General features: G+C 50.9%; 21 protein-coding genes. 16 read left to right on the top strand and 5 right to left on the bottom strand.

The annotated features are described in order from the left end of the window. Nucleotides 1-4 precede the first annotated feature (4 nt). Together H583_RS0119730 and H583_RS0119725 are read left to right on the top strand one after the other, a co-directional pair. Nucleotides 5-1,168, top strand: a complete 1,164-nt coding sequence (locus H583_RS0119730) for an exonuclease SbcCD subunit D (RefSeq protein WP_028561983.1) — start codon at nt 5-7, stop codon at nt 1,166-1,168. Next, nucleotides 1,165-4,260, top strand: a complete 3,096-nt coding sequence (locus H583_RS0119725; protein WP_028561982.1) for an AAA family ATPase — start codon at nt 1,165-1,167, stop codon at nt 4,258-4,260. Before H583_RS0119730 ends, H583_RS0119725 begins: the two co-directional genes overlap by 4 nt. A gap of 462 nt (nt 4,261-4,722) precedes the next feature. Here the strand turns inward: H583_RS0119725 and H583_RS0119720 are convergent, their stop codons facing one another. Next, on the bottom strand, nt 4,723-5,127 hold the full coding sequence (locus H583_RS0119720; protein ID WP_028561981.1) for a hypothetical protein: 405 nt from the start codon (nt 5,125-5,127) through the stop codon (nt 4,723-4,725). Nucleotides 5,128-5,196: 69 nt separating this feature from the next. On the opposite strand from H583_RS0119720, the gene H583_RS0119715 reads away from it, so the two are divergent. Both H583_RS0119715 and H583_RS33550 read left to right on the top strand, forming a co-directional pair. Next, the gene (locus H583_RS0119715; RefSeq protein ID WP_028561980.1) at nt 5,197-5,577 is read left to right on the top strand and encodes a DUF423 domain-containing protein; all 381 of its coding nucleotides are present in this window, start codon (nt 5,197-5,199) and stop codon (nt 5,575-5,577) included. Between the two features lie 218 nt (nt 5,578-5,795). Beyond that, on the top strand, nt 5,796-7,694 hold the full coding sequence (locus H583_RS33550; RefSeq protein ID WP_245585943.1) for a putative bifunctional diguanylate cyclase/phosphodiesterase: 1,899 nt from the start codon (nt 5,796-5,798) through the stop codon (nt 7,692-7,694). Between the two features lie 152 nt (nt 7,695-7,846). Here H583_RS33550 and H583_RS0119705 read toward each other — a convergent pair whose 3' ends face one another. Then, entirely contained in the window at nt 7,847-8,359 is a 513-nt protein-coding gene (locus H583_RS0119705) for a hypothetical protein (protein WP_028561979.1), read from the bottom strand. 375 nt (nt 8,360-8,734) lie between these two features. On the opposite strand from H583_RS0119705, the gene H583_RS35450 reads away from it, so the two are divergent. Both H583_RS35450 and H583_RS0119695 read left to right on the top strand, forming a co-directional pair. Beyond that, nucleotides 8,735-9,175 (top strand): phage holin family protein, encoded by a 441-nt coding sequence (locus H583_RS35450; RefSeq protein ID WP_051236662.1) that lies wholly within the window; start codon nt 8,735-8,737, stop codon nt 9,173-9,175. A gap of 184 nt (nt 9,176-9,359) precedes the next feature. Further along, on the top strand, nt 9,360-9,662 hold the full coding sequence (locus H583_RS0119695; RefSeq protein ID WP_028561978.1) for a YunC family protein: 303 nt from the start codon (nt 9,360-9,362) through the stop codon (nt 9,660-9,662). Nucleotides 9,663-9,741: 79 nt separating this feature from the next. On the opposite strand, the gene H583_RS0119690 is transcribed toward H583_RS0119695, so the two are convergent. From H583_RS0119690 to mtnK, 3 genes are read right to left on the bottom strand one after another with little or no spacing between them, the layout of a single operon-like run. Next, nucleotides 9,742-10,743 carry a zinc-dependent alcohol dehydrogenase family protein gene (locus tag H583_RS0119690; protein WP_028561977.1) on the bottom strand — a complete coding sequence of 334 codons (1,002 nt, stop codon included), beginning with the start codon at nt 10,741-10,743 and terminating at the stop codon, nt 9,742-9,744. A 2-nt stretch (nt 10,744-10,745) separates the two neighbouring features. Beyond that, on the bottom strand, nt 10,746-11,813 hold the full coding sequence (gene mtnA, locus H583_RS0119685; RefSeq protein WP_028561976.1) for an S-methyl-5-thioribose-1-phosphate isomerase: 1,068 nt from the start codon (nt 11,811-11,813) through the stop codon (nt 10,746-10,748). Between the two features lie 6 nt (nt 11,814-11,819). Continuing rightward, the gene (gene mtnK, locus H583_RS0119680) at nt 11,820-13,022 is read right to left on the bottom strand and encodes an S-methyl-5-thioribose kinase (RefSeq protein WP_028561975.1); all 1,203 of its coding nucleotides are present in this window, start codon (nt 13,020-13,022) and stop codon (nt 11,820-11,822) included. A 173-nt stretch (nt 13,023-13,195) separates the two neighbouring features. Between mtnK and H583_RS0119675 the strand changes: the two genes are divergently transcribed. From H583_RS0119675 to H583_RS33540, 10 genes are all read left to right on the top strand, one after another. After that, nucleotides 13,196-13,798, top strand: coding sequence for a DUF1802 family protein (locus H583_RS0119675; RefSeq protein ID WP_036709983.1), 603 nt, complete (start codon nt 13,196-13,198; stop codon nt 13,796-13,798). Nucleotides 13,799-13,963: 165 nt separating this feature from the next. Further along, a complete protein-coding gene (gene sufC, locus H583_RS0119670; protein WP_028561973.1) occupies nt 13,964-14,743 on the top strand; it encodes a Fe-S cluster assembly ATPase SufC in 780 nt (259 codons plus the stop codon). Nucleotides 14,744-14,769: 26 nt separating this feature from the next. Continuing rightward, nucleotides 14,770-16,080, top strand: a complete 1,311-nt coding sequence (gene sufD / locus H583_RS0119665) for a Fe-S cluster assembly protein SufD (RefSeq protein ID WP_028561972.1) — start codon at nt 14,770-14,772, stop codon at nt 16,078-16,080. Then, nucleotides 16,077-17,303, top strand: coding sequence for a cysteine desulfurase (locus H583_RS0119660; RefSeq protein ID WP_028561971.1), 1,227 nt, complete (start codon nt 16,077-16,079; stop codon nt 17,301-17,303). The genes sufD and H583_RS0119660 overlap by 4 nt, the downstream gene beginning before the upstream one ends. Continuing rightward, nucleotides 17,290-17,712 carry a Fe-S cluster assembly sulfur transfer protein SufU gene (gene sufU / locus H583_RS0119655; protein ID WP_028561970.1) on the top strand — a complete coding sequence of 141 codons (423 nt, stop codon included), beginning with the start codon at nt 17,290-17,292 and terminating at the stop codon, nt 17,710-17,712. Before H583_RS0119660 ends, sufU begins: the two co-directional genes overlap by 14 nt. Before the next feature lie 69 nt (nt 17,713-17,781). Continuing rightward, nucleotides 17,782-19,179, top strand: a complete 1,398-nt coding sequence (gene sufB / locus H583_RS0119650) for a Fe-S cluster assembly protein SufB (protein WP_028561969.1) — start codon at nt 17,782-17,784, stop codon at nt 19,177-19,179. Between the two features lie 1,888 nt (nt 19,180-21,067). Next, entirely contained in the window at nt 21,068-21,442 is a 375-nt protein-coding gene (locus H583_RS37625; RefSeq protein ID WP_245585956.1) for a hypothetical protein, read from the top strand. Between the two features lie 421 nt (nt 21,443-21,863). Continuing rightward, on the top strand, nt 21,864-22,193 hold the full coding sequence (locus tag H583_RS0119635) for a hypothetical protein (RefSeq protein ID WP_028561966.1): 330 nt from the start codon (nt 21,864-21,866) through the stop codon (nt 22,191-22,193). A 33-nt stretch (nt 22,194-22,226) separates the two neighbouring features. Next, nucleotides 22,227-22,571: a transporter gene (locus tag H583_RS37350; RefSeq protein ID WP_425414531.1), complete on the top strand. Its 345-nt coding sequence runs from the start codon at nt 22,227-22,229 to the stop codon at nt 22,569-22,571. Nucleotides 22,572-22,716: 145 nt separating this feature from the next. Continuing rightward, entirely contained in the window at nt 22,717-23,715 is a 999-nt protein-coding gene (locus tag H583_RS33540) for a C40 family peptidase (RefSeq protein ID WP_051236659.1), read from the top strand. Nucleotides 23,716-23,738: the final 23 nt, after the last annotated feature.

The raw sequence follows: 23,738 nt of genomic DNA, 5'->3' as shown, positions 1-23,738 counted from the left end.
AGAGATGAAACTATTGCATACAGCGGATTGGCATCTCGGCAAGCTGGTTCAAGGCGTCTATATGACAGAAGATCAGCGTTATGTGCTTGAACAGCTTATTGAGGTCGTGCAGCAGGAAAAACCGGATGCCGTCATCATTGCAGGTGACCTGTATGACCGGGCGATTCCGCCTACCGAGGCGGTGGAGCTGTTGAATGAAGTGCTGGAAAGGCTCGTCATCGAGCTGGAAACGCCAGTTATGGCAATATCTGGGAATCATGACAGCCCGGATAGAATCGGATTCGGCACCCGGATGATGCAGCGGCAGGGCTTGTATCTGGCAGGCCAGCTCAAGCAGGAGATTGAGCCTGTCGTGCTGCGCGATGAAGCAGGGGAGGTACACTTCTATCTGGTGCCCTATGCCGATCCGGCCCAGGTGCGGTATGCGCTGGAGGATGAGTCGATTCGTACGCATGATGAGGCGATGAAGGCTGTTCTTGACCGAATTACAGAGAAGCTGGATCCCGCGGCCCGGCATGTGCTGGTCGGGCATGCCTTTGTTACGCCGGGGGGGGAACCGCAGAGCAATACAAGCGAATCAGAGCGGCCGCTGTCAATTGGGGGAGCTGAGCATGTGCGGGCGGAATATTTTCATCCGTTTCATTATACGGCGCTGGGCCATCTCCATCAGGCACACTATGTGTCCAGGGAGGATATCCGCTATGCGGGGTCGCCATTGAAATATTCGATATCCGAAGAAAATCATAACAAGGGCTATTATATGGTACATATAGCGGCTGACGGGGCGGTTCAGGTGGAGAAGAGGGAGCTTGCAGCGCGGCGTGACATGCGCCGGGTTGCGGTCACGCTGGAAGAGCTGGAGACGCATTCCCGCTGCGAAGATTATGTATTTGTAACGCTGATCAGCGATAATCCGGTGCTGTTCCCGATGGAGAAGGTACGTGCATTCTACCCGAATGCGCTTCATGTAGAACGCCGGGCGCAGGCTGAGGCTGCTGCTGCGCAACAGGAGCGGACTGCTTCCGTAGGGCGTCGCAAGGCGGACCCTGTAGAACTGTTTGAAGCCTTCTATGAGGAGGTTAAGGGCATGAAGCTTGGCAGTGGGAAAAAGCAGCTCTTTGCCGAGGCGTATGACCGGGTGCTGCGTGAGGACGGAGGTGCCGTATGAAGCCGCTGCTGCTGACAATGACGGCCTTTGGGCCATACCGGGATACAGAGACGATCGATTTTCGCGAGTTGGGACAACATCGGCTGTTCGTTATTTCAGGCAACACGGGTGCAGGGAAGACGACGATATTTGATGCGATCTGCTATGCGCTCTACGGCTCGGCGAGCGGCGAGGACCGCTCGGAGCCGCGGATGCTGCGCAGCCACTTTGCTGCAGAGGAGCAGCATACCGCTGTAGACTTCATGTTCCAGGCGGGAAGCCGGATCTTCCGTGTATTCCGCCAGATGCCGCACCGGAAGGGTTCCAATAAGAGCGAGACCGGAGGCAAAATTGAACTGTACGAGTTGACGAGCGGCCAGGAAGTGCCTGCTGTTGACCGTTTTACGGTGGGAGATGTAGGGGGCCGTCTGGAGGGTATTCTCGGGCTTAACAAAGATCAGTTCAGCCAGATCGTCATGCTGCCCCAAGGCGAGTTTCGCAAACTGCTGACGTCAGATACGGAAAACAAAGAGGAAATTTTGCGCAGGTTGTTCCGCACCGGTCTGTACCGGAAGCTGGAGGATGACTTCCAGTTGAAGACGCGGGAACTGAGAGAACAGCATAAAAATGCGCAGCTTCAGCTTCATGTGTATGCAAAGCAGGCACAGGAGGCGCTGCCAATGCGCGAGGGCAGCCTGCTGGCAGCAACACTGATGCAGGAGCATCACAGCCCGCTTCAGGTGCTTGAAGGCCTTCGTCAGGAGACCGGGTACTACGAGGAGCTGACACAGGCTGGAAAGCAGCGCCAGCAGGAGCGGGCGAGCCGCCTCGAGGAGCAGGAGTCGGCGCTCCGACAGGCTGCTGCGGTGAATGCGCGATTTGCGGAGTTGGCCCGCAAGCAGGAGCAGCAAAAGGACCTGCTGCTGCGGCAGGCGGAAATGGCACAGCAGGAGCTGCGGGTTGCAGCAGCAGAGAGGGCGGCACGGCTTGAGCCGTACGAGGAGCAGGCAGTCCGGCTCGCAGCGCAGCTTGCACAGAAGCGGCAGGAAGCAGCCTTGCGGCAGCAACAGTTTGAAGCTGCACAGCTCGCCGAGAAGCAGGCGCGGGAGCTGTATCAACGCGAGGAGGAGCAGGAGACGCTGAGACGGCAGACTGCGATCGAGCTGGAGCGGCTTGCGGAGTGGACGCCGATCGTGGCGACGCTCGGGCAGTGCCGCAAAGAACTGGAGCGGCTGCTTGCTGCGGAGCGTACAGCGGCCGCAGGGCTTGCCGGGACGCAGGAGCAGCAGGCTGCGCTCCGTCATCGCCGCAAGGAGCTGCAGGTGCTGATTGCGGAGCAGGAGCAGGCGGTGGACGAGTTGCCTGCAAAGCTTGCCCTGCTTGAGCAGGCGCGTTCGAGGTATAAGCTGATCAAGGAGCTGCTGGAGCTGGACGAGCGGCATCAGGCACATAGCAGGCTGGAGGCGCAGCAAAAACAGGCGCTGCTCAAGGTCAAGCAAGACCATGACCGGCTGGAGAGCCTGTGGCTGGAAGGACAGGCCGGTTTTCTCGCGATGCATCTGGAGGATGGCAGGCCGTGCCCGGTATGCGGCAGCGAACACCACCCACACAAGGCGCAGCATGCGCAGGAGCTGCCTTCGCGCGAGTTGCTGGAGCATGCGAAGGAGCAGCTGCGCCGGGCGGAATCTGAATTTAGCCAGGCGAAGGCTGAGGCGGCAGCGGCACAGCTTGGGCTGGCCCGCAAGGATGCGGACCTCGCAGAGCTTGGGTTGGAGCGGAAGCCGGATACTGCAGAATTGGCACGTGCAGAGGAAGAAGGAAAACGGCTGCGCGCAGATACTGACCAATTGAAGCAGAAGGCAGTCCATCTGGGCGAACTGCGCAAGGAAACGCAGCAACTGGACCACGAACTGGAGCGGCTGGAGGCGCTTCGCGGGCGGCAGGACGCGGAGCAGCGCAGTACCGCAGTTGAGGCTGGACGTTTGCAGTCGCAGCTGGAGCAGGAATTGGCGCGCATTCCACAGGAGCTGGCGTCTCCGGAACGGCTTGAAGGGCAGCGCCGTCTGCTCGCAGAGCGTGAAGCGCAGCTGTCCGCCGCATGGAAGCATGCCCAGGATAGCCTCGCCCGGGCAATGTCGGCGGCGGCGGAGCAGCGGGCAGGCAGTGAGCAGTTGACCCTGCAGGTTCAGGAAACAGAAGCTGCAAGCTTGGATGCGGCAACAAGATTTGAGGCCGAGCTGTTTAAGGCAGGCTTTGATCAACGAGAGCATTATACCGAAGCCAAGCTGTCTGAGCAGAGACTCTCCGGGCTCAAGACAGAACTGAAAACTTTCGCGGATACGCTGTCGTATTTGGCCCAGCAATTGGCCGAGCTTCAGGTTGAACTTGCAGGAAAGCAGCAAATTGCACTGGAAGGGCTGGAGCAGCAGATTTCCGGACTCAAGCAGGAGCAGGATCAAGAGGCAACAGCAATTGCCGAGGCTGTTCAGCATGGACAGTCTTCCAAGCGGCTGGCTGCGGCGATTACGGATACCGCGAAACATACCGCCGAGCTGGAGCAGAGTCTGGAGCAACTGCTTGATATTTACCAGATGCTCAAGGGCGATAATTCGCTGAAAATATCTTTTGAGCGCTACATTCTCATCGAATTTCTGGAGCAGATATTGCTTGCTGCCAACGAACGCCTGCATGAGATGACTGGCGGGCAGTTCTCGCTCCAGCGCAGTGACCGGCTGGAAATTCGCGGCCGCCAGAGCGGTCTCGGGCTGGACGTTTATGATGCCTACACCGGTCAAAACCGGGATGTCAAAACATTGTCAGGCGGAGAGAAATTCAATGCTTCATTATGTCTGGCACTTGGCATGACCGATGTTATTCAATCGCATCAGGGCGGCATATCGATTGAGATGATGTTCATCGACGAGGGCTTCGGCTCACTGGATGAAGAGTCGCTGCACAAGGCGATCCATACGCTTGTTGGATTGCAGCAGTCCGGGCGCATGATCGGGGTCATATCCCACGTGCCGGAACTTAAGCAGGCTTCTCCGGCGGTACTGGAAATTACCAAGACGAGAGAGGGCTACAGCCGTGCCCGCTTAAAACTCAAAGGGTAGTTTTATCCCGAAAATTCTTACTAAAGCAATAATAAATAAAGCGCCCCCTCAGCAAATGAGCATTGGAAGCACAGAACACGCGACCGATGCCAACGGCAGGGGGTATTTTTCTGTGGAGAAGCTGTGAATGTCGTCTTGGAGCTGTTGGGGTTTAGCATATTCTGGGCTATAATTAATAAAGGAGGGTACAGAGGGTGGAAAAGAAGGCAAAAGGGTTGAGGGTGGATGAGAGCTTGGAAAAATGGAAGTCAAGAGGCTTGGGGTAAGAATTATGAAAATCAAGAAATACGATGAAGAACCGAGGATTCAGGTTTAGGGGGACAATAGGCGAGCACTATTTTATAATTTCACCTTTATGAGGAAGGAAGGGCGAGTCGCAAATAAAGCAGGGACTATGCAGAGCAAGAACAGGGCGGACCGGAACGAAATACGTTGACACGGTCCTGTTGTTCGCTAAGCATGCTACATGCCGGTTAAAAATCTGGATGTGATGATCAAAAGCAGGTACCCGATAAGCAACAAACCATTCAATACGACACCAATAATAGCAAAGGTTTTGCGGCGGTTCTTCCTGATGAGCCCGACAATCCCCAGTACAAGGCCAACGAAGCCGAGAACGAGGACAAGCAGCAGCAGCAAAGAAGAGAAAATAAGGGGCATGTATTCTCCGGCGTTCTCCGGTGTAATTGCCGGCATGCCGCCGCCAGTTTCAAGGATGGCCGGAATGAATGATGCGAGCAGCAGGACAATTCCCACTACCCCAAGGATGCTTATTAGTCCGATAATGAAGGAAGCGATTCCGAGACCGGACTGCTTTTGGACGGGGGCAAGCTCGTTGTTTAGCTGGTTCTGTTCCTCATGTTCCATAGTTGAGTCTCCTTTGAGAATTGCTTTGTAAAATTATACACCAAACAAAAGGAAGTGCATACCTGTATGATGTCAAAATTTATCGCTTATGGCGCAATTTATGCGCTGTTGGGAGTAGCATTGGGAGCATTCGGCGCTCACGGACTGGAGGGGAAAATAACAGAACGAATGCTGGAGGTTTATGAGACTGGCGTCCGTTATCAGATGTATCATGCGCTTGGCCTGCTTCTGATCGGAGCCGTGGCTGACCGTCTCGGTCATACAGGGCTGGTTGCCTGGGCAGGCAGACTGCTTCAGGCCGGAATTATAATTTTCTCCGGCAGCCTGTATGTGCTGAGTCTGACCGGCTTTACCAAGCTTGGCATCGTTACGCCACTTGGCGGGGTTGCCTTCATTGCCGGCTGGGGATTATTGATCGCAGCTGCGCTCAAACGGGGCAAAACTTCCTAAATGTTTCGTTTAACCGCAGATTGCTGTCGTTTTATGGCGAGTTATGACGAAATTGACAGAATGAAGGCAGAAAATATAAAAATAACAATGACCAGATAACTGATTTCGTTTATAATTGAAATAATAAGGGTTTCTCAAAATTTAGCAATTTTTTGGCCTGGAGTTCATTATTAGGCATGAAGTTTTGCAAGTCTGAATGAGGAAGGGATGTTTCGCTTGTGCCGGTAACAGGAATCGCTTCGAGAGATGGTCGGCGGGCTGTTTACAGGCTTTCACCGAGAACCGTCTGGATGGCAGTCATTGGAATCGGAGCCGCTGTCGCAGGCTGGATCATTTTTGCTGACCGTCTCCTATCCCCTTTGTATGCCACTGGAGCCTCCATCGCAGTATGTATCGGAGGTTTTATTGGCATGGCCTTGCTTCTGAAGCAGCAATATGCTCACAGAAGCGGCCAAATCTACGCCTCAGACTTAAGTGCTCAAATTGCCCAGTCCATCATCACGTACAGTCCGTTCCCAATGGCCGTATTAGACCATGAAGGCCGCTTTGTCACTATCAACGATGCCTCTTCCCAGCTTATGGGTTACAGGAGAGGGGAACTGATGGGCGAGGATTTCTTTACTCTGCTCGATAACGGAAACAGGCAGTCGGTGCTCGAAAAGCTGGAACTGGTTAAACAGGGAGCCATGCAGCAAACTTTGACGACAATCATACATAAAACAGGCTTTCCGCTGGAAATCCAGCTGGTTCTTCTTCCGCTTTCGGAAGGAAATAACGTTACAGGAGCGCTTGCAATCGGACAAGATATCAGTGACCGCAAGCGCAATAATGAACGGATTCGCTATATGGCCTATTACGACGATATGACAGGCCTTCCTAACCGGCGCATGTTCATGATGCATTTTAATGAAGTGCTGGAGCGGGCCGGGGACCGGTTTATTGGAATGCTCTACCTGGATATTGACCAGTTCAAGCTGATTAATGATTCTTTCGGGCGTGAATTTGGCGATATGCTGCTGTTGCAGGTGGCGGAGCGGTTTACAAGAGGCCTCTCCGGAGAGGATATGGGTGCACGGATGGAAGGGGACGAATTCGCCATCATGTTCGTGTCGCTGCATTCGGAGAAGGAGCTAGTAGAGAAGGCGAGAGCGCTGCTTACGACACTGGAAGAGCCCTTTGAGATGCAGGGCTTCCCTTTTCATGTTACAGCCAGCATCGGAATGGCGACCAACTGCAAAGACTGCGATGCGGGCAGCATTATCAAGAAGGCCGATATGGCGCTTGGCAGAGTCAAGGAGCAGGGACGCAACGACATTTTGCTCTACTCCGAGGACTGGAACAATTCCTCGCTGGAACGCCTCACTTTGCAGCATGAGCTGAAGCAGGGCATCCAGCGCAATGAGTTTTTTCTCCATTACCAGCCGCAGTATCACTTGTCCACAGGCAAGGTAGTCGGGCTGGAGGCGCTGGTCAGATGGCAGCATCCGGACCGCGGGCTGGTTCCGCCCGGACAATTCATTCCGCTGGCTGAGGAGAGCGGGATGATCGTGCAGCTCGGCGAATGGGTGCTGGAGGAAGCGTGCAGGCAGAACAAGCGCTGGCAGGATGATGGCTTGTTGGCTGTTCCTGTGTCCGTCAACCTGTCGATCCGGCAGTTCATGCAGCAGAATCTGAAGGACAAGATCGCGACGATTCTGCGGGAGACCGGGCTGTCTCCGCAATATTTGGAGCTGGAAATTACCGAGACGATGACGATGGATGTGCAGTATGCGACACAATGCTTGCTGGAGTTGACACGGCTTGGAGTAAGCATCAGCATTGACGACTTCGGGACCGGTTACAGTTCTCTAAATTATTTGAAAAACTTGCCTATCGGAAGGCTGAAAATTGACCGTTCCTTCGTCAGGGATATCCAGCAGGACCCGGGAGATGCTGCCATTGTGGCCGCCATTATCGCGATGGCTCATAATTTGAATTTGCAGGTCATCGCTGAAGGCGTAGAGACGGAAGAACAGATGAACTTTCTGAAGCAGCATGCCTGCGACGAAATTCAGGGCTACTTTTGGAGCCCTCCACTGCCGAGTGAACAAATTACACAAATTCTTGTTCGTAATTGAACAGGAGCACAAAACCACAATTATATAAAAGAGCCAACAGCCAGGTGCTTGCAGCACCAGCTATCGGCTCTTTTTTGTCTGAATCCAGCTTATCCGGCATGGGACGATAGAGTGATTATAGGGAATGGTTGTACCGCCGGGCCTTACTTTTACTACTCAATAAAATCATCAATTTCATAGAGTGAAAATGTATAGACCTGTTTTTCATCAACGTGATAGACCGTCAATATGTGATTGCTCTGGTCCAGACTAATAATGCGGCAAGGGATGCTTAGCTGCTTCCCCAGTCCTTTATTAACATTAAGCCGGATGAGGCGATTTTCTTGAATATACTTCAGAATTCGCGTGGTGACCTCGTCCTGCTCCTGGCTTGTATTTCTTTTGGCTGTTGATGCAGATTGCACGGAGGAAGGGACAGGCTTGGCCTGAGGATCCTTCTCTGTTGCAGGTACAGGTGCTTTAACTGGTTGCCCGGTTGGGGATTCCGTCAGCTTTTCAATCATTTTTCCAAGCTCCACACCGGAATTTATTCTGAAATCTGCAGCTCCGGATTCATTCAGAATGTGCAGGAGCTTCTCGAATGCCTTGGCATTGGTCTCGTCTTCAATCAATATGTCTACATTAAACAAGTGGGCATTAGGTCCCTTTTCTTGAAATAATGTCATGGTTATATCCGCTCCTCTAAAAAAACTAATCCTACTATATCACTAAAACGGACTTCACACATAGTCCGAAATAACCAGTTCTCCAGTTTGTGTTGATAAATTTTTTTAGAACATCAATCTGCCCGTCCTTCTGAAACAAGTGCCGCTCCATATGTGCAGAGGCTGGATACTGGATTTCAGGTTATTTCGATCAGATGATTCTAGCAAAAATAGTGGACATAAGGAACATTTGTTCGTATAATATAATTAAAAGTTCCTAAAAGGAACGAAAAAGGAGGCAGGGAGCAGCTAGAAGCAGTTATCATAATAATCCGGCCTGCCGGGATTGCAGCGGAGAGAAAAGGAAGGTATAGATGAATTATAGGGGTTGCATTTATGGAAAGAGCCGACGTTATTGTTAAGACCATTGGCAGCATTCTTGCCGGGATTGTGTCTGTTTTTACAGGGTTATTCGGAGTTGTGTTTACAATATTATTGGCGCTGATGGCGCTCGATTTCATTACCGGGATTATCGCAGCTTATGTGACAGAAGGGCTCCGTAGCTCCAAGGGGTACAAGGGCCTGCTGAAGAAAGTATATACAATGCTGCTTATTGGCTCGGTGCTGCTCATTGAAATTGCAGTGCTGAAAAGCAGAGGAGTTATCACAGACAGCATTTCAGGTGCTTTTTGTGTGATCGAGTTTATCAGCATTATTGAAAATGGCAACAAGATGGGGCTGAATCTGGGATTTCTGAACAAGCTTGTTTCGGCAGTAAGGACAAAGACTGCGCTTGGTGAAGATGAGGGGGATAAAGATCGGCGCATGCGAAAATAAACAGTCACCCCGAGAGCGGCGGCAGGCAGGATACCCACCCACACGGAATAGATGTCCCTATGCATATAGTGCTAAGGACAGCATGGCTGATGCATCCGGTGTCTTCACCAGTTCAAGGCCCGGCTGTCCGCAGCAGGTTTAATTCGCATCGATGACTATTCAGGTGTAAAGGGGAGATCAACCGATGATTCGAATGGTTCCTTATACAATCGGGAACATGACGGTACTGGGAGTGGAGGTCAAGCTGCCCAAGACAACATTGCTCACCCTGTCTACGGATAAAGGATACATTATGTGCGGCGCTCTGGATGTCAGTTTGCTTAATGACCGCTTGAAGGATAGGGGCATTATTGCCGGCAGGGCTGTCGGCGTGAAGACATTGGATGAATTGCTCAATGCTCCACTGGAGTCGGTAACGCTTACCGCAGAGGAGTATGGAATTAAGGCGGGAATGCCGGGTTATGAAGCCTTGGCGCTGATGGTATAAAACAAATATGGCTGTGCTTCATCCTGTTCAGGTCGGAGGCACAGCCGTTTTTATTGTTTTGTAATATATCGGCCAAATCTTAAATCAGCCGGCTGACCAGTACAATTTTTCCGCTATGCCCTGGACGTTCTGCATCAGTCAGTGCAGTCCGGAAATTATCGAGATCATAATAACGGCTAACAGATGGCAGTACAAGCCGGCCAGATTGCACAAGTTCAATGAGCTGCCGGAAGACAGCATGCCATTCTTCACTTGAGACTGCTGACAGCCAGTGCCGGAGATGAAACACAAAATACTGAATCCGGCGATTCTGAACAAGCCGGTAATCTGTGAAAGGTTTCCCCGACAACAAGCCAATGCTGGCAGCCCTTCCCCCTGAACGAATGCAGGAGAACAGGGAGGTAGCGGAGGTGCCCCCTATACAGTCAACAGCGGCGTCTGCGCCTCTCCCTTCTGTCCATTCCAGTACTATGTCCTGAAGGCAATGGGAACCTGCTTCCTCGCTAATGACCTTCCAGGCACCCAGACGGTACAGCTCTTCCACCCGTGAGTGCTGCCGGACAATTGCAATCAGCCGGATTCCAAGTACACTGGCAAGCTGCGCCGTAATCTTACCGAAGGCAGAGGAGGCCGCATTGAGCAGGAGGCAATCCCCCGCCCCAAGCCCGAGGCGGGCCGTACATAGTACCCATGATGTCACAGGGTTGATATACAGCTGACAAGCTTGCCCGTCGGGTATAAAAGAAGGGACGGGCACCGCCCAGCAGGCCGGGGACAAGACAGTGTCCTGCCACGTCCCCTCTCCCCGCAAAGGAAGCACTCTCATCCCTATCCAATGTTCAGATACGCCTTCTCCTGCAGCCTCAACAATCCCTACACCTTCATAGCCGGCAATTGCGGGGAGGGCGATCCGGTGCGCATAAGCGCCGCGTACCGGGATCAGGTCGGATGGATTGACAGGTCTCGCAGTCACCCGCACCGCCACTTCTCCCTTGCCGGGTATAGGACTGAGCCTGCGCACCTGCTTGAGCACCTCAAGCGGCTCGCCGTAGCGGTAATAGCTAATCGCTGTGCTGCTCATTCCTATACGTCAAAAAGCTTCTTCAGGTTGACATTGTACGGCGGATATACAATCCCCTTCTCCGTAATAATGGCGCTGACATACTCATTCGGGGTAATATCAAATGCCGGATTGAATACCTTCACGCCGCGCGGAGCCGTACGCTTGCCGAAGCCCTCGGTAATTTCCTCATCAGGCCGCTCCTCAATCGGAATTTCAGCACCGGATTCGGTCTGCAAATCGATAGTTGACAGCGGGCAAGCGACATAGAACGGAATGTTATGCGCCTTTGCCAATACAGCTACGCTGTACGTTCCGATTTTATTGGCGACATCGCCATTGGCAGCGACACGGTCCGTCCCGACGATAACCGCATCCACCCAGCCCTTGGACATAACCATGCCGGCCATATTGTCGCAAATCAGTGTGACATCCACGCCAGCCTGCTGCAGCTCGAAGGCAGTCAGCCGGGCGCCCTGCAGCACAGGGCGGGTCTCATCGGCAAAGACGGACAGATTGATGCCCTTCTCCTTCGCCAGATAGATTGGCGCCAGTGCCGTACCGTACTTGGCTGTTGCAAGCCCTCCTGCATTACAGTGCGTGAGCACGCCCATGCCATCCTTGAACAGCTCCAGCGCGTGCTCACCGATCAGGCGGCAAGTCTCCTCGTCCTCACTTTGGATCGCGAGTGCTTCCTCAAGCAACGCATGTTTTGCATGCTCCAGACTTGCAGCGGATTGCACGATCGTATCGGCTTTGGCCTTCATCCGGTCAAGCGCCCAGAACAGATTGACAGCGGTCGGACGGGAGGTTGCCAGATAATCCGCTTGCTCATGGACAATCTTATGAAAGGTTTCCAGCGACTCTTCCACGCCGCGGCTTCCCAGCACGACACCATAAGCTGCGGTCATGCCGATTGCCGGAGCTCCGCGTACTTTCAGATGGCGAATCGCTTCCCATACTTCCTCAGAGGTTTGGAGGGGGAGGTACACAACTTCCTCCGGCAGCAGACGCTGATCGAGCAGGTCAAGATGCTCTCCCGCCCAAATAACAGATTGCAGTCCTGCATATTCCGTACTTTCTGTACTCATCTATTCTCAATTTCCTTTCTTGGCAATGTCCACAAGCTCGTGAATGGATTCTGCCCGGCGGTTCAGCTTGATCAGTGCCTTGCCGATCGCCAGTGCCAGACGCTGAGCTTTCTCACGTTTCACATCATCCGGAATTTTATCAATATCGACGACATGGGACAATCCGACGACACGGCGGACCATCTTGCATCCGGCAAATCCAATGGTGTCCTGAAGCAGCCGCTTCATATACAGGTCCTGATAGCCCGCCGCGGAATTCGCCAGACGGTCTACGCCATGCTCATTCCACAGTTTGCGGAATTTCTGTTCGAATTGCTCCCAGATATCCACAATGCTGCTGAGCAGATATTCGCGGTAATCCTCGCGCGTATCATCTCCGCTCCAGTGCTCCTGTCCGGCATAGTTCAGCAGGAAGTTGGCAATTACGGCCCCTACATCAAAGCCGATCGGCCCGTAAAATGCAAACTCCGGATCAATGACTTTGGTCGATTCCGGAGTGATAAAGACACTGCCTGTATGCAGGTCCCCATGGAGGAGCGCTTGCGCTTCGGTCAGGAATTTCTGTCTCAGCAGTGCGACCTCCATATGCAGCCCGGAATCGCTCTGCAGCGCTTTAGCCTCATCGGCGATTGCCGCCTCGCAATTATTATTGGAAGAATCCGTATACGGATTGTCAAAAATCAAATCCTCAGTGATTTTGCACAGCTCCGGGTTAATAAATTGACCAACCTTGAGCTTCTTCTCCTGCTGGTTCATGCCCAGATCAGAGGTGTAAAACAGCGTGGCTGCCATAAAATCGGAAATGTCCGAAGCGAATTTGGGATAGCGTCCGGTTTCCATCAAGCCGCTGCGCATAATGACATGATCGCTCAGATCCTCCATCACGGTCAATGCCATCTCCGCATCATAATGGTATACCTCAGGAACAAGTCCGGGAGCAAGCCTGGCCTGGGTAATCAGGGCTTCGCTCTCAATACGTGCCCGGTCAAGCGTCAGCGGCCAGGATTCACCAACAACCTTTGCATAAGGAAGCGCCTGCTTCATAATCAGGCTTTTCCCGCTCCCGGAATCACGGATATGAAACACCAGATTCAAATTGCCGTCTCCGATTTCCCGGCTTTCCAGATTCGCATCCTGCGGGAAGAAATCCGATAAGGACCGGGCGATGCCGATGGCTTCTTGTTCAGTTAAAGGGTGATATGCAGACACAGCAGTCCACCTCCATAAAAGTATAGTGCTTGAAGGCCAAACCAGGGTCTGTCTCTTGTCATAAGTCGACGCCCGTCCAAGCTTTCTTCACCTAGTATATCGAATATTTTTTCGCGTTGGAATACCCGCTTTTGTTATAATAGAACGAAAGAGAGGATAAAGGAGGGGTTTGAATGGCAAATCTGCCAGTGGAGGTGTCGAATCATGTAGCGCTCAAGGACTGGGCGGTTACCATTTCGGCACTGCTGGAGGGAGACCAGATTATGCTGCTGCGCAAAGGGGGAATCATCGAGGAAACCAGGGATTTTCAATTGATCAGCCCGCATTTCTACTTGATGCCTGCTTATGAGCACCAGAAACTTCATTTATTAAAGCCAAATGACCAGCCGCGCCTGGAACAGCTGCTTGCAGGCTGGCAGCCTGATTCACAGGAGTTGACGATGCAGGCTTACGGCGAAGTGACTGATGATATCGAAATTACCGATCAGGAGACGCTGGACAGGCTGCAGGGCTTTCATATATGGACGGACACTTTTGCAGAGGAGCGCTTGAAATGGAAGCGCAAAAAGCCCCTGCATCTGTTGCTCGTCAGGGTGTACAGGCTGGAGGAGGAAGTAACGCTTCCGATGCGTCCCGAGTATACTGGCTGCAAATCATGGGTAACACTGGAGCAGGGGACAATCTCGCGGCAAGCTGCGCCTGTTCTAAGTGATGAGGAATACCAAGCGCGTGCCGAAGCGATCAGGCAGGCTTTATCCGGTACCCCTGCCCTGTAAAACTGGACACTGGACATGAGGCGAAATATGGGGCGGATATTCGTCTAATGTTGGCATCATGATTGATTTGTAGCAAGAACTAAGATAGAATGATTATTGAGAATCAGTGAGAATCAAATAACAATTACTTTAAATAATTGATCCATTGGAAGGAGCTTTTAGAACATGTCTACACAATTTTCTATTAATAATCTGAAGGCAACAATCGAAGGCAAGGAAATTTTGAAGGGTATCAACCTGGAAATCAAAGGTGGCGAAATCCATGCCATCATGGGTCCGAACGGTACGGGTAAAAGTACGCTTGCTTCCGCTTTGATGGGTCATCCTAAATATGAAGTAACAGATGGTGAAGTAGCGATTAACGGCGAAGACTTGCTGGAGATGGAAGTGGACGAGCGTGCACGCGCCGGCCTGTTTCTGGCAATGCAATATCCAAGTGAAATTGCAGGCGTGACCAACTCCGACTTCCTGCGCAGCGCAATCAATGCCCGTCGTGAGGAAGGCAACGAAATTTCCCTGATCAAATTCATCCGCCAAATGGAGAGCAAAATGAAGGAGCTGGATATGAATCCTGAATTTGCTCACCGTTACCTGAACGAAGGCTTCTCCGGCGGTGAGAAGAAGCGTAACGAAATTTTGCAAATGATGCTGCTCGATCCGAAGCTGGTCATTCTTGACGAGATTGACTCCGGTCTTGACATTGACGCTCTGAAAATTGTAGCTGCAGGCGTGAACGCAATGCGCTCCGAGGATCGCGGCTTCCTGATTATTACACACTACCAGCGTTTGCTGAACTATATTACTCCTGACTTTGTTCACGTTATGATGCAAGGACGCATTGTAAAATCCGGCGGTCCGGAGCTTGCTGAGCGTCTGGAGAACGAAGGCTATGATTGGGTTAAGGAAGAACTCGGCATTGTTGATGAAACTGTCGGCCAAGCCTGAGCAAAGAAGGGAGCCTAATGCTAAATATGAGTACACAAACGAATTCTCCGGTTAATCAAAGTCTGGCAGATGCGCTGTCCAGAAGCAAGCAGGAGCCGGCATGGCTGACTGCGCTTAGAACGGAAGCGGCAGAGGCTGCTCAAACTTTGGAATGGCCTAAGCCAGAAAAAATGAATATTACCCGCTGGAACCTGGACGCATTCGGGCAACATAAAGCATCCGATAAAGTTGCTGATGTGTCCGCACTTCCGGAAGCGGTCAAAGAACTTGTGCCTGCTGAAGCATCTGCGAACCTGCTTGTACAGCGCAACTCAGGTGTTGTCCTGTCCCAGCTGTCCGAGGAACTGCGCAGCAAAGGCGTTATTTTCACTGACCTTGAGACTGCGGCACGCGAGCATGAGGATCTGGTCAAAGCCCATCTGTTCACAGCGATCAATAAAAATGAAGATAAACTGACAGCCCTGCATGCAGCGTTGTGGAGCGGCGGCGTATTTGTCTACGTTCCTAAAAACGTGGAAGTTGAGCTGCCGCTTCAAGCGTTGTTGTATAGCGATGATGCTGAAGCGACCTTCGCTCCGCACATTCTGATCGTAGCTGACAGCCACAGCCGTGTAACGTATGTGGACAATGTCATTACGAATTTTGGTGAAGGAGCTGCAGCTTCTATTCACCAATCGATTGTTGAAGTTATCGTTAAGCCTGGCGCACAGGTTCAGTTCGCAACAATCCACCAATTGGGTCAGTCCGTAAGCGATTTGACGCTGCGTCGTGCCGTAATTGAAAATGACGGACGCATCGAGTGGATCATCGGGGATCTGCAGGACGGCAACATTTTGTCCGATACGCTGTCCGTGCTTAAAGGCAACGGCTCTACTTCGGATGCGAAAGTGATCAGCATCGGTTCCGGCTCCCAGAAGATGAGCTTGACTACCCAAGCGGTTCACTTTGGCAAGAGCTCAGACAGCAATATGGTAACCCGTGCTGTAATGAAAGAGCAGGGAACTGCCATTATTAACGGAATTACAAAAATCGAGAAGGGCGCAACGAAGGCGAACGGCGTGCAGACAGAGAAAGTTCTGATGCTCAGCCCGCAAGCACGTGGAGACGCCAACCCGATTTTGCTGATTGACGAGGATGATGTAACCGCTGGTCACGCTGCGAGCGTTGGACAGGTAAATCCGGAGCAAATCTTCTATTTGATGTCCCGCGGCATCAGCAAGCAAGAAGCGGAGCGACTGATCATTCACGGCTTCCTGACTCCGGTTGTATCCGAAATTCCGATTGAGGCGGTTAGAGAGCGTCTGCACAAGCTCCTTGAGAGGAAGTTGGGATCATGAATGCCCGGGAGATTCGCGAGCTGTTTCCCATCCTTCATCAGGAAGTAAACGGTCATCCGCTCGTCTATCTTGACAGTGCTGCGACTTCACAGAAGCCGCAGCAGGTCATCGAGGCAGTCAAACGCTATTACGAATGGGACAACGCCAATGTGCACCGTGGCGTGCATACATTGGGGTCCCGTGCTACAGATGCATACGAGGGAGCGCGGGAGAAGGTTGCCCGGTTCCTCAATGCTTCGAGCACTGAGGAAATCATTTTTACCAGAGGTACAACAACAGCATTGAACCTTGTGGCAAGCAGCTATGCGAGAGCTGTCTGCGGCGAGGGCGATGAGATTGTCATCACCAAGATGGAGCATCACAGCAATCTGATCCCCTGGCAGCAGGCGGCCAAAGCAACTGGCGCCACATTGAAATATATTCCGCTCCAGCCAGACGGCACGATTCGTCTTGAAGATGTGGAGCAAACTATTACTTCGCGTACGAAGGTCGTATCTGTCGTTTATGCATCCAATGTGCTAGGTGTTATTAATCCGGTCAAGGAGATCGCAGCCATTGCCCATCGCAATGGAGCAGTGATGGTCATAGACGGGGCCCAGAGCACACCTCACATGAAGGTGGACGTTCGCGACCTGGATTGCGACTTTTACGCCTTTTCCAGCCATAAGATGTGCGGGCCTACGGGAATTGGCGCGCTGTACGGCAAGAAGGCGCTGCTCGAGAAGATGGAGCCGATCGAGTTCGGCGGGGAAATGATCGATTTCGTCGATTGGCAGGATTCCACCTGGAAGGAGCTTCCTTGGAAGTTTGAAGGGGGCACGCCAATCATCGCAGGAGCCGTCGGTCTTGGAGCAGCGATTGATTTCCTGGAGGAAATCGGCCTGGATCAGATTGACCGTCATGAGCAGCAGCTTGCATCCTATGCTTATGACCGCCTGTCCGAAATTGATGACGTGACGATCTATGGTCCCCGCGAAGGACGCGTAGGCCTGGTCACCTTCAATATCGCAGACATCCATCCGCATGACGTGGCAACCGTACTGGATACAGAAGGGATTGCCATCCGTGCCGGACATCATTGCTGCCAGCCGCTTATGCGGTGGCTTGAAGTCTCTTCGACAGCCAGAGCGAGCTTCTACCTGTACAACACGGAAGATGATGTTGACCGTCTGGTGAGCTCGCTACTAAAAACAAAGGAGTTCTTCGGTCATGCAATTGGATGATTTATACCGCAGAGTCATCATGGATCACTATAAAAATCCGCGCAATCGTGGTACTCTAAATGAAGAGGCTGTAACAGTGAACCTGAACAACCCGACCTGCGGCGACCGGATTTCTCTCCAGCTTGAGCTGAAAGACGGCATCGTGCAGCAGGCCCGTTTTACTGGTGAGGGCTGCTCAATCAGCCTGTCCTCAGCATCGATGATGACCGATGCTGTGCGCGGCAAAACGCTTGACGAGGCGCTTGGCATGGCAGACAAATTCTCTTCCCTCATGAAAGGCGACGAAGTCGATTTTGAGGAATATGAGGATTTGGAAGCTCTGTCCGGTGTGAACAAATTCCCTGCACGGATCAAATGCGCGACACTGGCATGGAATGCACTGCGCAAGGGAATCGAGACCAAATCTTAATTTGCAGCAAATCTCCATTGACGTTTGCGGATTGCATTTTTAAATAGAATTACAGGAGGTATGCGAACCATGGCAAAAACAATGCCTGAAATGGAAGAGTACAAGTATGGCTTTCGCGATGAGCACAAGGCTGTATTCCAATCCGGTAAAGGTCTGACCCCGGAAATCGTCAAAACGATCTCCGAAATGAAGAATGAGCCGGAATGGATGCTGGAATTCCGTCTGAAATCGCTGGAACAATTCAACAAAATGCCAATGCCTACATGGGGCGGCAAGCTGGACGATCTGGACTTTGACGATATCCAGTATTATGTCCGTCCTTCCGAGAAGCAAGGAAAGACTTGGGAAGAAGTACCGGCTGAAATCAAGGAAACATTCGACAAGCTGGGTATTCCGGAAGCTGAGCAAAAGTTCTTAGCTGGTGTATCGGCCCAGTATGAGTCTGAGGTTGTCTACCACAGCATGCAAGAGGACCTGGAAAAGCAGGGTGTTATTTTTACCGATACAGATACGGCATTGCGCGAGTATCCGGAGCTGTTCAAGGAATACTTCGGAACGATCATTCCTCCGAATGACAATAAATTCGCTGCTCTGAACAGTGCAGTATGGTCTGGCGGCAGCTTCATCTATGTGCCAAAAGGCGTTAAATGTGAAATTCCGCTGCAAGCTTACTTCCGTATTAACTCCGAGAACATGGGTCAATTTGAGCGTACGCTCATTATTGCCGATGAGGACAGCTTTGTGCATTACGTAGAAGGATGTACAGCTCCTGTCTACAGCACAAACTCCCTGCATAGCGCAGTGGTTGAAATCCTTTGTAAGAAAAATGCGCGCGTGCGCTATACAACAATCCAGAACTGGGCGCCAAACATCTACAACCTCGTTACCAAACGTGCGGTTGCGGATGAGAATGCGACAATGGAATGGGTTGACGGAAATATCGGTTCCAAGCTGACCATGAAATACCCGGCTGTAGTGCTGAGAGGCCGCGGCGCGAAAGGTATGGTATTGTCCATCGCAGTAGCTGGCAAAAACCAGCATCAGGATGCCGGTGCGAAGATGATTCACCTGGCTCCGGATACAACTTCGACGATCGTATCCAAATCGATCAGCAAGCACGGCGGTAAAGTAACCTACCGTGGTCTGGCTTCCTTCGGGCGCAACTCCGAGGGCTCCAAAGCCAACATCAAGTGCGATACGCTCATTTTGGATAATGAATCGACATCCGATACGATCCCTTATAACGAAATCCTGAACGACAACATCATTCTGGAGCATGAGGCGACTGTATCCAAGGTGTCTGAGGATCAACTGTTCTACCTGATGAGCCGTGGTTTGTCAGAAGCAGAAGCGACTCAGATGATCGTTATGGGCTTCATCGAGCCGTTCACCAAAGAGCTGCCGATGGAATACGCCGTTGAGATGAACCGCCTGATCAAGTTCGAGATGGAAGGCTCGATCGGTTAATCCTTTGTTCAGCAAGGGTTTCTAGGTTTCTTATATACTGGCAGAAGTCGTTTGTGCCGATTTCATGCCGATTCAGATTTTTCTTTTGGTGTAGGAGGCGAACCTTTGAGTTCGTCTTCTTCTATTTTCCGGGTTATATCTAGGTAGGTATCCGCTGTGGTTTTGATTGTCATGTGTCCAAGTTTTGAGTCGGCACCTTGAGCCAATCAGCAGGATTTTTCACCAAAACCTTTAATTCTTGAACCACATAGTGAAAGATGCTCTTCATGATTGAGAGGTATTTCAGGCATGAACGGAATGAATATTTTGACTTGCCGTTCTCGTCAATCTTGTCTACATACTTCTGTAGCCAATTCTTGATGTCGATTCTACGTTTTCATGATTCTTTTGTTCTCGAAGCCAGGCTTAATGTGCAGCTGCATAATAGCCTCCACCTGTTGTGGGATCTTTCAATTCTCTGCATTTATGCTTGAACCAGTCATCCCTCCCCCCTCGAACAGCATATTACAGTCGTTAAGGGTCTGGCCGTAATATATCTGCTCCTCTACTTTGCCGGCTTCTTTCTTTGTAAGAAATGTGTCAAATGCTAAATTCTTCACCATCTCTCGCCACTCGAGCTTGCCATTGTTACCTAAAATCAAACATTTGTTCTTTTTATGTATAGTAAACCGCCTTGCGGCGGGAAAGCTCAAGTTTTCTATTAATTAATAATAAAAGTAATCCATTAAAATGATATTGATTTTTCCATTTCTATTTCATTATTTCTTCTGTCCAAGCCTTTAATAGTTTGCGCTTAAAAAAGGTAGTTTCATTTCCGCTGAGGGCATGCTATTGCGCGACTGTGTTGGTCAATTCGAAACCATTGTACATCATGTTAATGCTTCTTTTCATTTTAGAGAGTTTGTTATGGGCACAATACATAATCCCCAGGCGCTCCACGGCTGCAAGAGGAGCAGTGAAGGGAGGTGAAAACGCGACATAATGGAAAGACAAGTTTTAAACACAGCATGATGGCACAGGAGTTGGGGTTCAGTGATAGACACTATCGGCCAATTAAGGCAACCATCTTGCCTCATACATGCCGCTCCTTTGGGGACGCTATTTTGTTGAATATCAGGCTGAATATTGGATGTTTAGTAGAATATAAAGAATTCCTGTAATACTTTCTATCTTTTATAAATTGAATCCCATAAAAATAAATTTGATTGGATTCATTTGGACAAATTATAATCCGCACCTGCCTTTTTTTGTTAAAAATAGTTAATTACCTATCAAGTAATAGGCGGGTGTAAATACTTAATTCTCCCCGACGGCGTACACTGAGTCTATTCTTCGAGGAGGTGGCGTTATGGATTGCCCAGAGAAAAAGAAAAAAAGAAAATTGCATGAAAAGAAACATGAATGTAAATTTCATAAACCAAAAAAAGTGGTAAGGTGTAAAAAAGTCTCAGTTAAATGCCCAAGACCAATAATTAAATTACAATCGATTGTAGGCCCAACCGGACCACAAGGGCTTCCTGGCACCAACGGGTTACAGGGTCCTCCGGGGCCACAAGGTGCTATTGGATTACAAGGTCCTATTGGTCCGCAAGGTTCCAACGGAATTCAGGGTCCTCCAGGGCCACAGGGGGTAAGAGGTGATATCGGCCCCGTTGGTCCGACGGGGCCGATAGGCCCGTCATCTGGCTCAACCGGACCAACAGGCCCGACCGGTCCCACAGGGGGTACAGGAGCGACAGGAGGAACTGGAGCGACAGGAGGAACTGGAGCAACAGGAGGAACTGGAGCAACTGGAGCACCAGGAGGGCTGTCCGATTTCGCTTTCCTATGTAGTACTGTACAACAGACAGTAGCAGCAGCACCTTCTCCTGGAGGTCAAGGAGGTGCCGTGACATTTAATAATTCAACTGTAAATGGAACGGCCATTACATTCGTTGGACCTTCCAGTATTACAATCAATACGACCGGAATTTATAATATTAGCTGGGAAGTATTCCCTGTGGCGGGTAACTCAGCTTTTGGTTTATTCTTTGATCCGGCGGGTGCCCCTCCTGCAGCTTTAGTACCTTGCAGCAACTACGGTTCAGGAGCTGGAAATAATCCCTACCAAGGGCAAGTGGTGACATCACTAACTTCCGGAGGTGTCCTGACTTTAAACCGAATTGACCCAACGGGGACAGTTACTTTGCAAAACTCGATTGGAGGGGGAGCATCGGAAACACCGACTGTTAGTGCTTCTATCGTTATTGAAAGACTGGCATAGTTAAGGCTAAAAAGCGCCCATAGGCGCTTTTTAGTTTTATTATCCGGGCTAATATGAGAGGCAACGAGGTTTTTGAAACAGTCAAGGGACGCAAATTTCAAGCGAGTATGCTTGGACATATTTGTCCAGTATGGGACAGTGATCGGACATTTTTGTCTGTTCGCTTGACGAGTTTTATTTGTCCGAAAGTGGAGCCGCCGCCCAAGTTGTATCTGCGCATCATAGAAGCAGTCTACAGTTACGTCTATTTATTAAATATTTTTAGTAGAGAAAATGATCAATATTCTAATACCTTGGATTTTATACACAGAGCAGGCTTAAGGTTTAGAATTCTATTCAGGTCAAGATGAGTTTAACTTCAGTAACACCGAACTGGGCTGATGCATAGAATAACGGGAAGTTTGAATTGGAGGTCTGCATCATGAACATACAAAGCAATACACAGCCCGCAGTGACACCACTTTATGAATGTTGTTCCGAAGTACACCAAGTGCTGAATTCGGTTAGAGGACAGCTCCATCAGTTGTGCAATGAGCATATCCACCGGCTGGTAAAAATTGAGACGATCGACGGTGATGTCTTCGAAGGACATATCATGCATTTTGATAACAGCAACCTCTATCTGAGCCTGTCCAATGAAGGGTACACACGTGCTTTTGTCCCGGGTTTCGGATTCCCGCCACCTTATCCAGGCAACAATTTCATCCTCCCGCTGGTATTGTTCAATCTTCTCACCATATCGCTGCTATAAGCTTGTACAGCAGGTCATTTAACAACGACAGGAGTGATTCCGTTGGCAATTCAACCGCCATTTGGGCCCCTTGGTATTCCAGGTCAGCCAGGTTTTCCAGGTCAGCAAGGGCAGCAAGGACAACTGCAGGCTCCCACATCACCACCGCCATCAACCATCCCGGCAATGCCTTTCACATCCACGCTTGCCGTTGACCCGGGCGCGATCTCCGGCTGTCTGTTCCGCTACACATACATTTGGCCGCGAGGCGGACCGGGCTTTTGGTTCTACCCTGTTTTCGTCGGACGGACGTCTGTCTCCGGCTTTCGCTGGAACGGTTTCTTTTGGACCTTCTCCGGCTTCGATCTGAACCGGATCGAGTCCTTCACTTGTGTCTGATCAGAACAGAACGAACCGGACATACCGGGTGATTCCCTATGTGGGGGATCTTCCGGTATTTTAGTCTGGACATTCAGAATAATCCCCCTCTATTTGTACATCCTAACGATAGAAATTACCAAAATGTACAAAGGGGATCTATGGGATGAAACGGTTGCTCAGCTTAATGATTTGTGTGGCTATTATGACGGGACTAGCTGGCTGCGGATGGCAGGGCAGGGGAACGAATGAGCCAAACAGGGTGGAGAATTTCAGTGTTGAGGAGCATATTGCCAAACTGGATGAAGGGCAGTCTCCTGTCCCGATCGTTAAGCTCGACGGCGGCTCCTATGCAGATGTCGCCCGGATGGCCGGACAGATCGGATTTCAGACCCGCTGGGCAGAGAATGGAAAGAAGCTGCTGATCGGCGATCATGACGTCGTCTGGTCCTTCCAGGCCGATTCCAAGACAGTATTGGCAGAAGGAAAGCAGGTCGTGATGGACGCGCCTGCCCGCAAGCAGCAGGACAGCATGATGGTGACGACGCAGACGATCGAGAAGCTGTTTAAGGATGAAGCGGTGTTCAACATTGGAGAAAGTGAGATTACGATCTTCCCGGTTCCCGGATATATCGATCCTGCAGCCGGCCATGCTGCCGATTTCAAGGATGATCCGCTTGATCCGTCCGTAAAGCCAGCCAAGGAGGGCAGCAGCACATCAGGCAAGAACAAACGCGATGTGGCGGTATCATTAAAAGCATTGGCTGGTACAGGCAGTGAAGTTACGGAGGAAGCGAAAAAATTCATGGGCGTACCGTATTTGTTCGGTACGGGGTCTTATGATGAATCCAAACGTTTTGACTGCTCATCCTTCACTCAATACGTTTTCGGTAAATTTAATTACAGTCTGCCCCGCACAGCCCGGGCCCAGGCTGCGGAAGGAACCCATGTAGAGCGCTCGGAGCTGCGCATTGGCGATTTGCTGTTCTTTTATGTGCCAGGCCGCTTCAAAAGCGATGAACAGGTTGGACACGTAGCGATTTATCTGGGAAACCAGAAAATGATCCATTCCAGCCCACTGCCCGAAGATGGTGTTCAAGTTACCGAGATAGACAAGGATTACTGGAAGCAAACATTCTTGTATGCGAAAAGAATTCTGGATTAAGCAAGCTTCCGCTGTTGCTCATG

It is taken from the genome of Paenibacillus pinihumi DSM 23905 = JCM 16419 (genome assembly GCF_000422505.1).
Lineage (GTDB): Bacteria > Bacillota > Bacilli > Paenibacillales > Paenibacillaceae > Paenibacillus_D > Paenibacillus_D pinihumi.
The sequence above is the reverse complement of the archived record's forward strand: the minus strand, read 5'-3'. Positions and strand labels throughout refer to the sequence as shown.

What these genes read in the sequence shown, in the direction of transcription:
- H583_RS0119730 (WP_028561983.1), top strand. Translation starts at nt 5, where the DNA reads ATGAAACTATTGCATACAGCGGATTGGCATCTCGGCAAGCTGGTTCAA.
- H583_RS0119725 (WP_028561982.1), top strand. Translation starts at nt 1,165, where the DNA reads ATGAAGCCGCTGCTGCTGACAATGACGGCCTTTGGGCCATACCGGGAT.
- H583_RS0119720 (WP_028561981.1), bottom strand. Translation starts at nt 5,127, where the DNA reads ATGGAACATGAGGAACAGAACCAGCTAAACAACGAGCTTGCCCCCGTC.
- H583_RS0119715 (WP_028561980.1), top strand. Translation starts at nt 5,197, where the DNA reads ATGTCAAAATTTATCGCTTATGGCGCAATTTATGCGCTGTTGGGAGTA.
- H583_RS0119705 (WP_028561979.1), bottom strand. Translation starts at nt 8,359, where the DNA reads ATGACATTATTTCAAGAAAAGGGACCTAATGCCCACTTGTTTAATGTA.
- H583_RS35450 (WP_051236662.1), top strand. Translation starts at nt 8,735, where the DNA reads ATGGAAAGAGCCGACGTTATTGTTAAGACCATTGGCAGCATTCTTGCC.
- H583_RS0119695 (WP_028561978.1), top strand. Translation starts at nt 9,360, where the DNA reads ATGATTCGAATGGTTCCTTATACAATCGGGAACATGACGGTACTGGGA.
- H583_RS0119690 (WP_028561977.1), bottom strand. Translation starts at nt 10,743, where the DNA reads ATGAGCAGCACAGCGATTAGCTATTACCGCTACGGCGAGCCGCTTGAG.
- mtnA (WP_028561976.1), bottom strand. Translation starts at nt 11,813, where the DNA reads ATGAGTACAGAAAGTACGGAATATGCAGGACTGCAATCTGTTATTTGG.
- H583_RS0119675 (WP_036709983.1), top strand. Translation starts at nt 13,196, where the DNA reads ATGGCAAATCTGCCAGTGGAGGTGTCGAATCATGTAGCGCTCAAGGAC.
- sufC (WP_028561973.1), top strand. Translation starts at nt 13,964, where the DNA reads ATGTCTACACAATTTTCTATTAATAATCTGAAGGCAACAATCGAAGGC.
- sufD (WP_028561972.1), top strand. Translation starts at nt 14,770, where the DNA reads ATGAGTACACAAACGAATTCTCCGGTTAATCAAAGTCTGGCAGATGCG.
- H583_RS0119660 (WP_028561971.1), top strand. Translation starts at nt 16,077, where the DNA reads ATGAATGCCCGGGAGATTCGCGAGCTGTTTCCCATCCTTCATCAGGAA.
- sufU (WP_028561970.1), top strand. Translation starts at nt 17,290, where the DNA reads ATGCAATTGGATGATTTATACCGCAGAGTCATCATGGATCACTATAAA.
- sufB (WP_028561969.1), top strand. Translation starts at nt 17,782, where the DNA reads ATGGCAAAAACAATGCCTGAAATGGAAGAGTACAAGTATGGCTTTCGC.
- H583_RS0119635 (WP_028561966.1), top strand. Translation starts at nt 21,864, where the DNA reads ATGAACATACAAAGCAATACACAGCCCGCAGTGACACCACTTTATGAA.
- H583_RS33540 (WP_051236659.1), top strand. Translation starts at nt 22,717, where the DNA reads ATGAAACGGTTGCTCAGCTTAATGATTTGTGTGGCTATTATGACGGGA.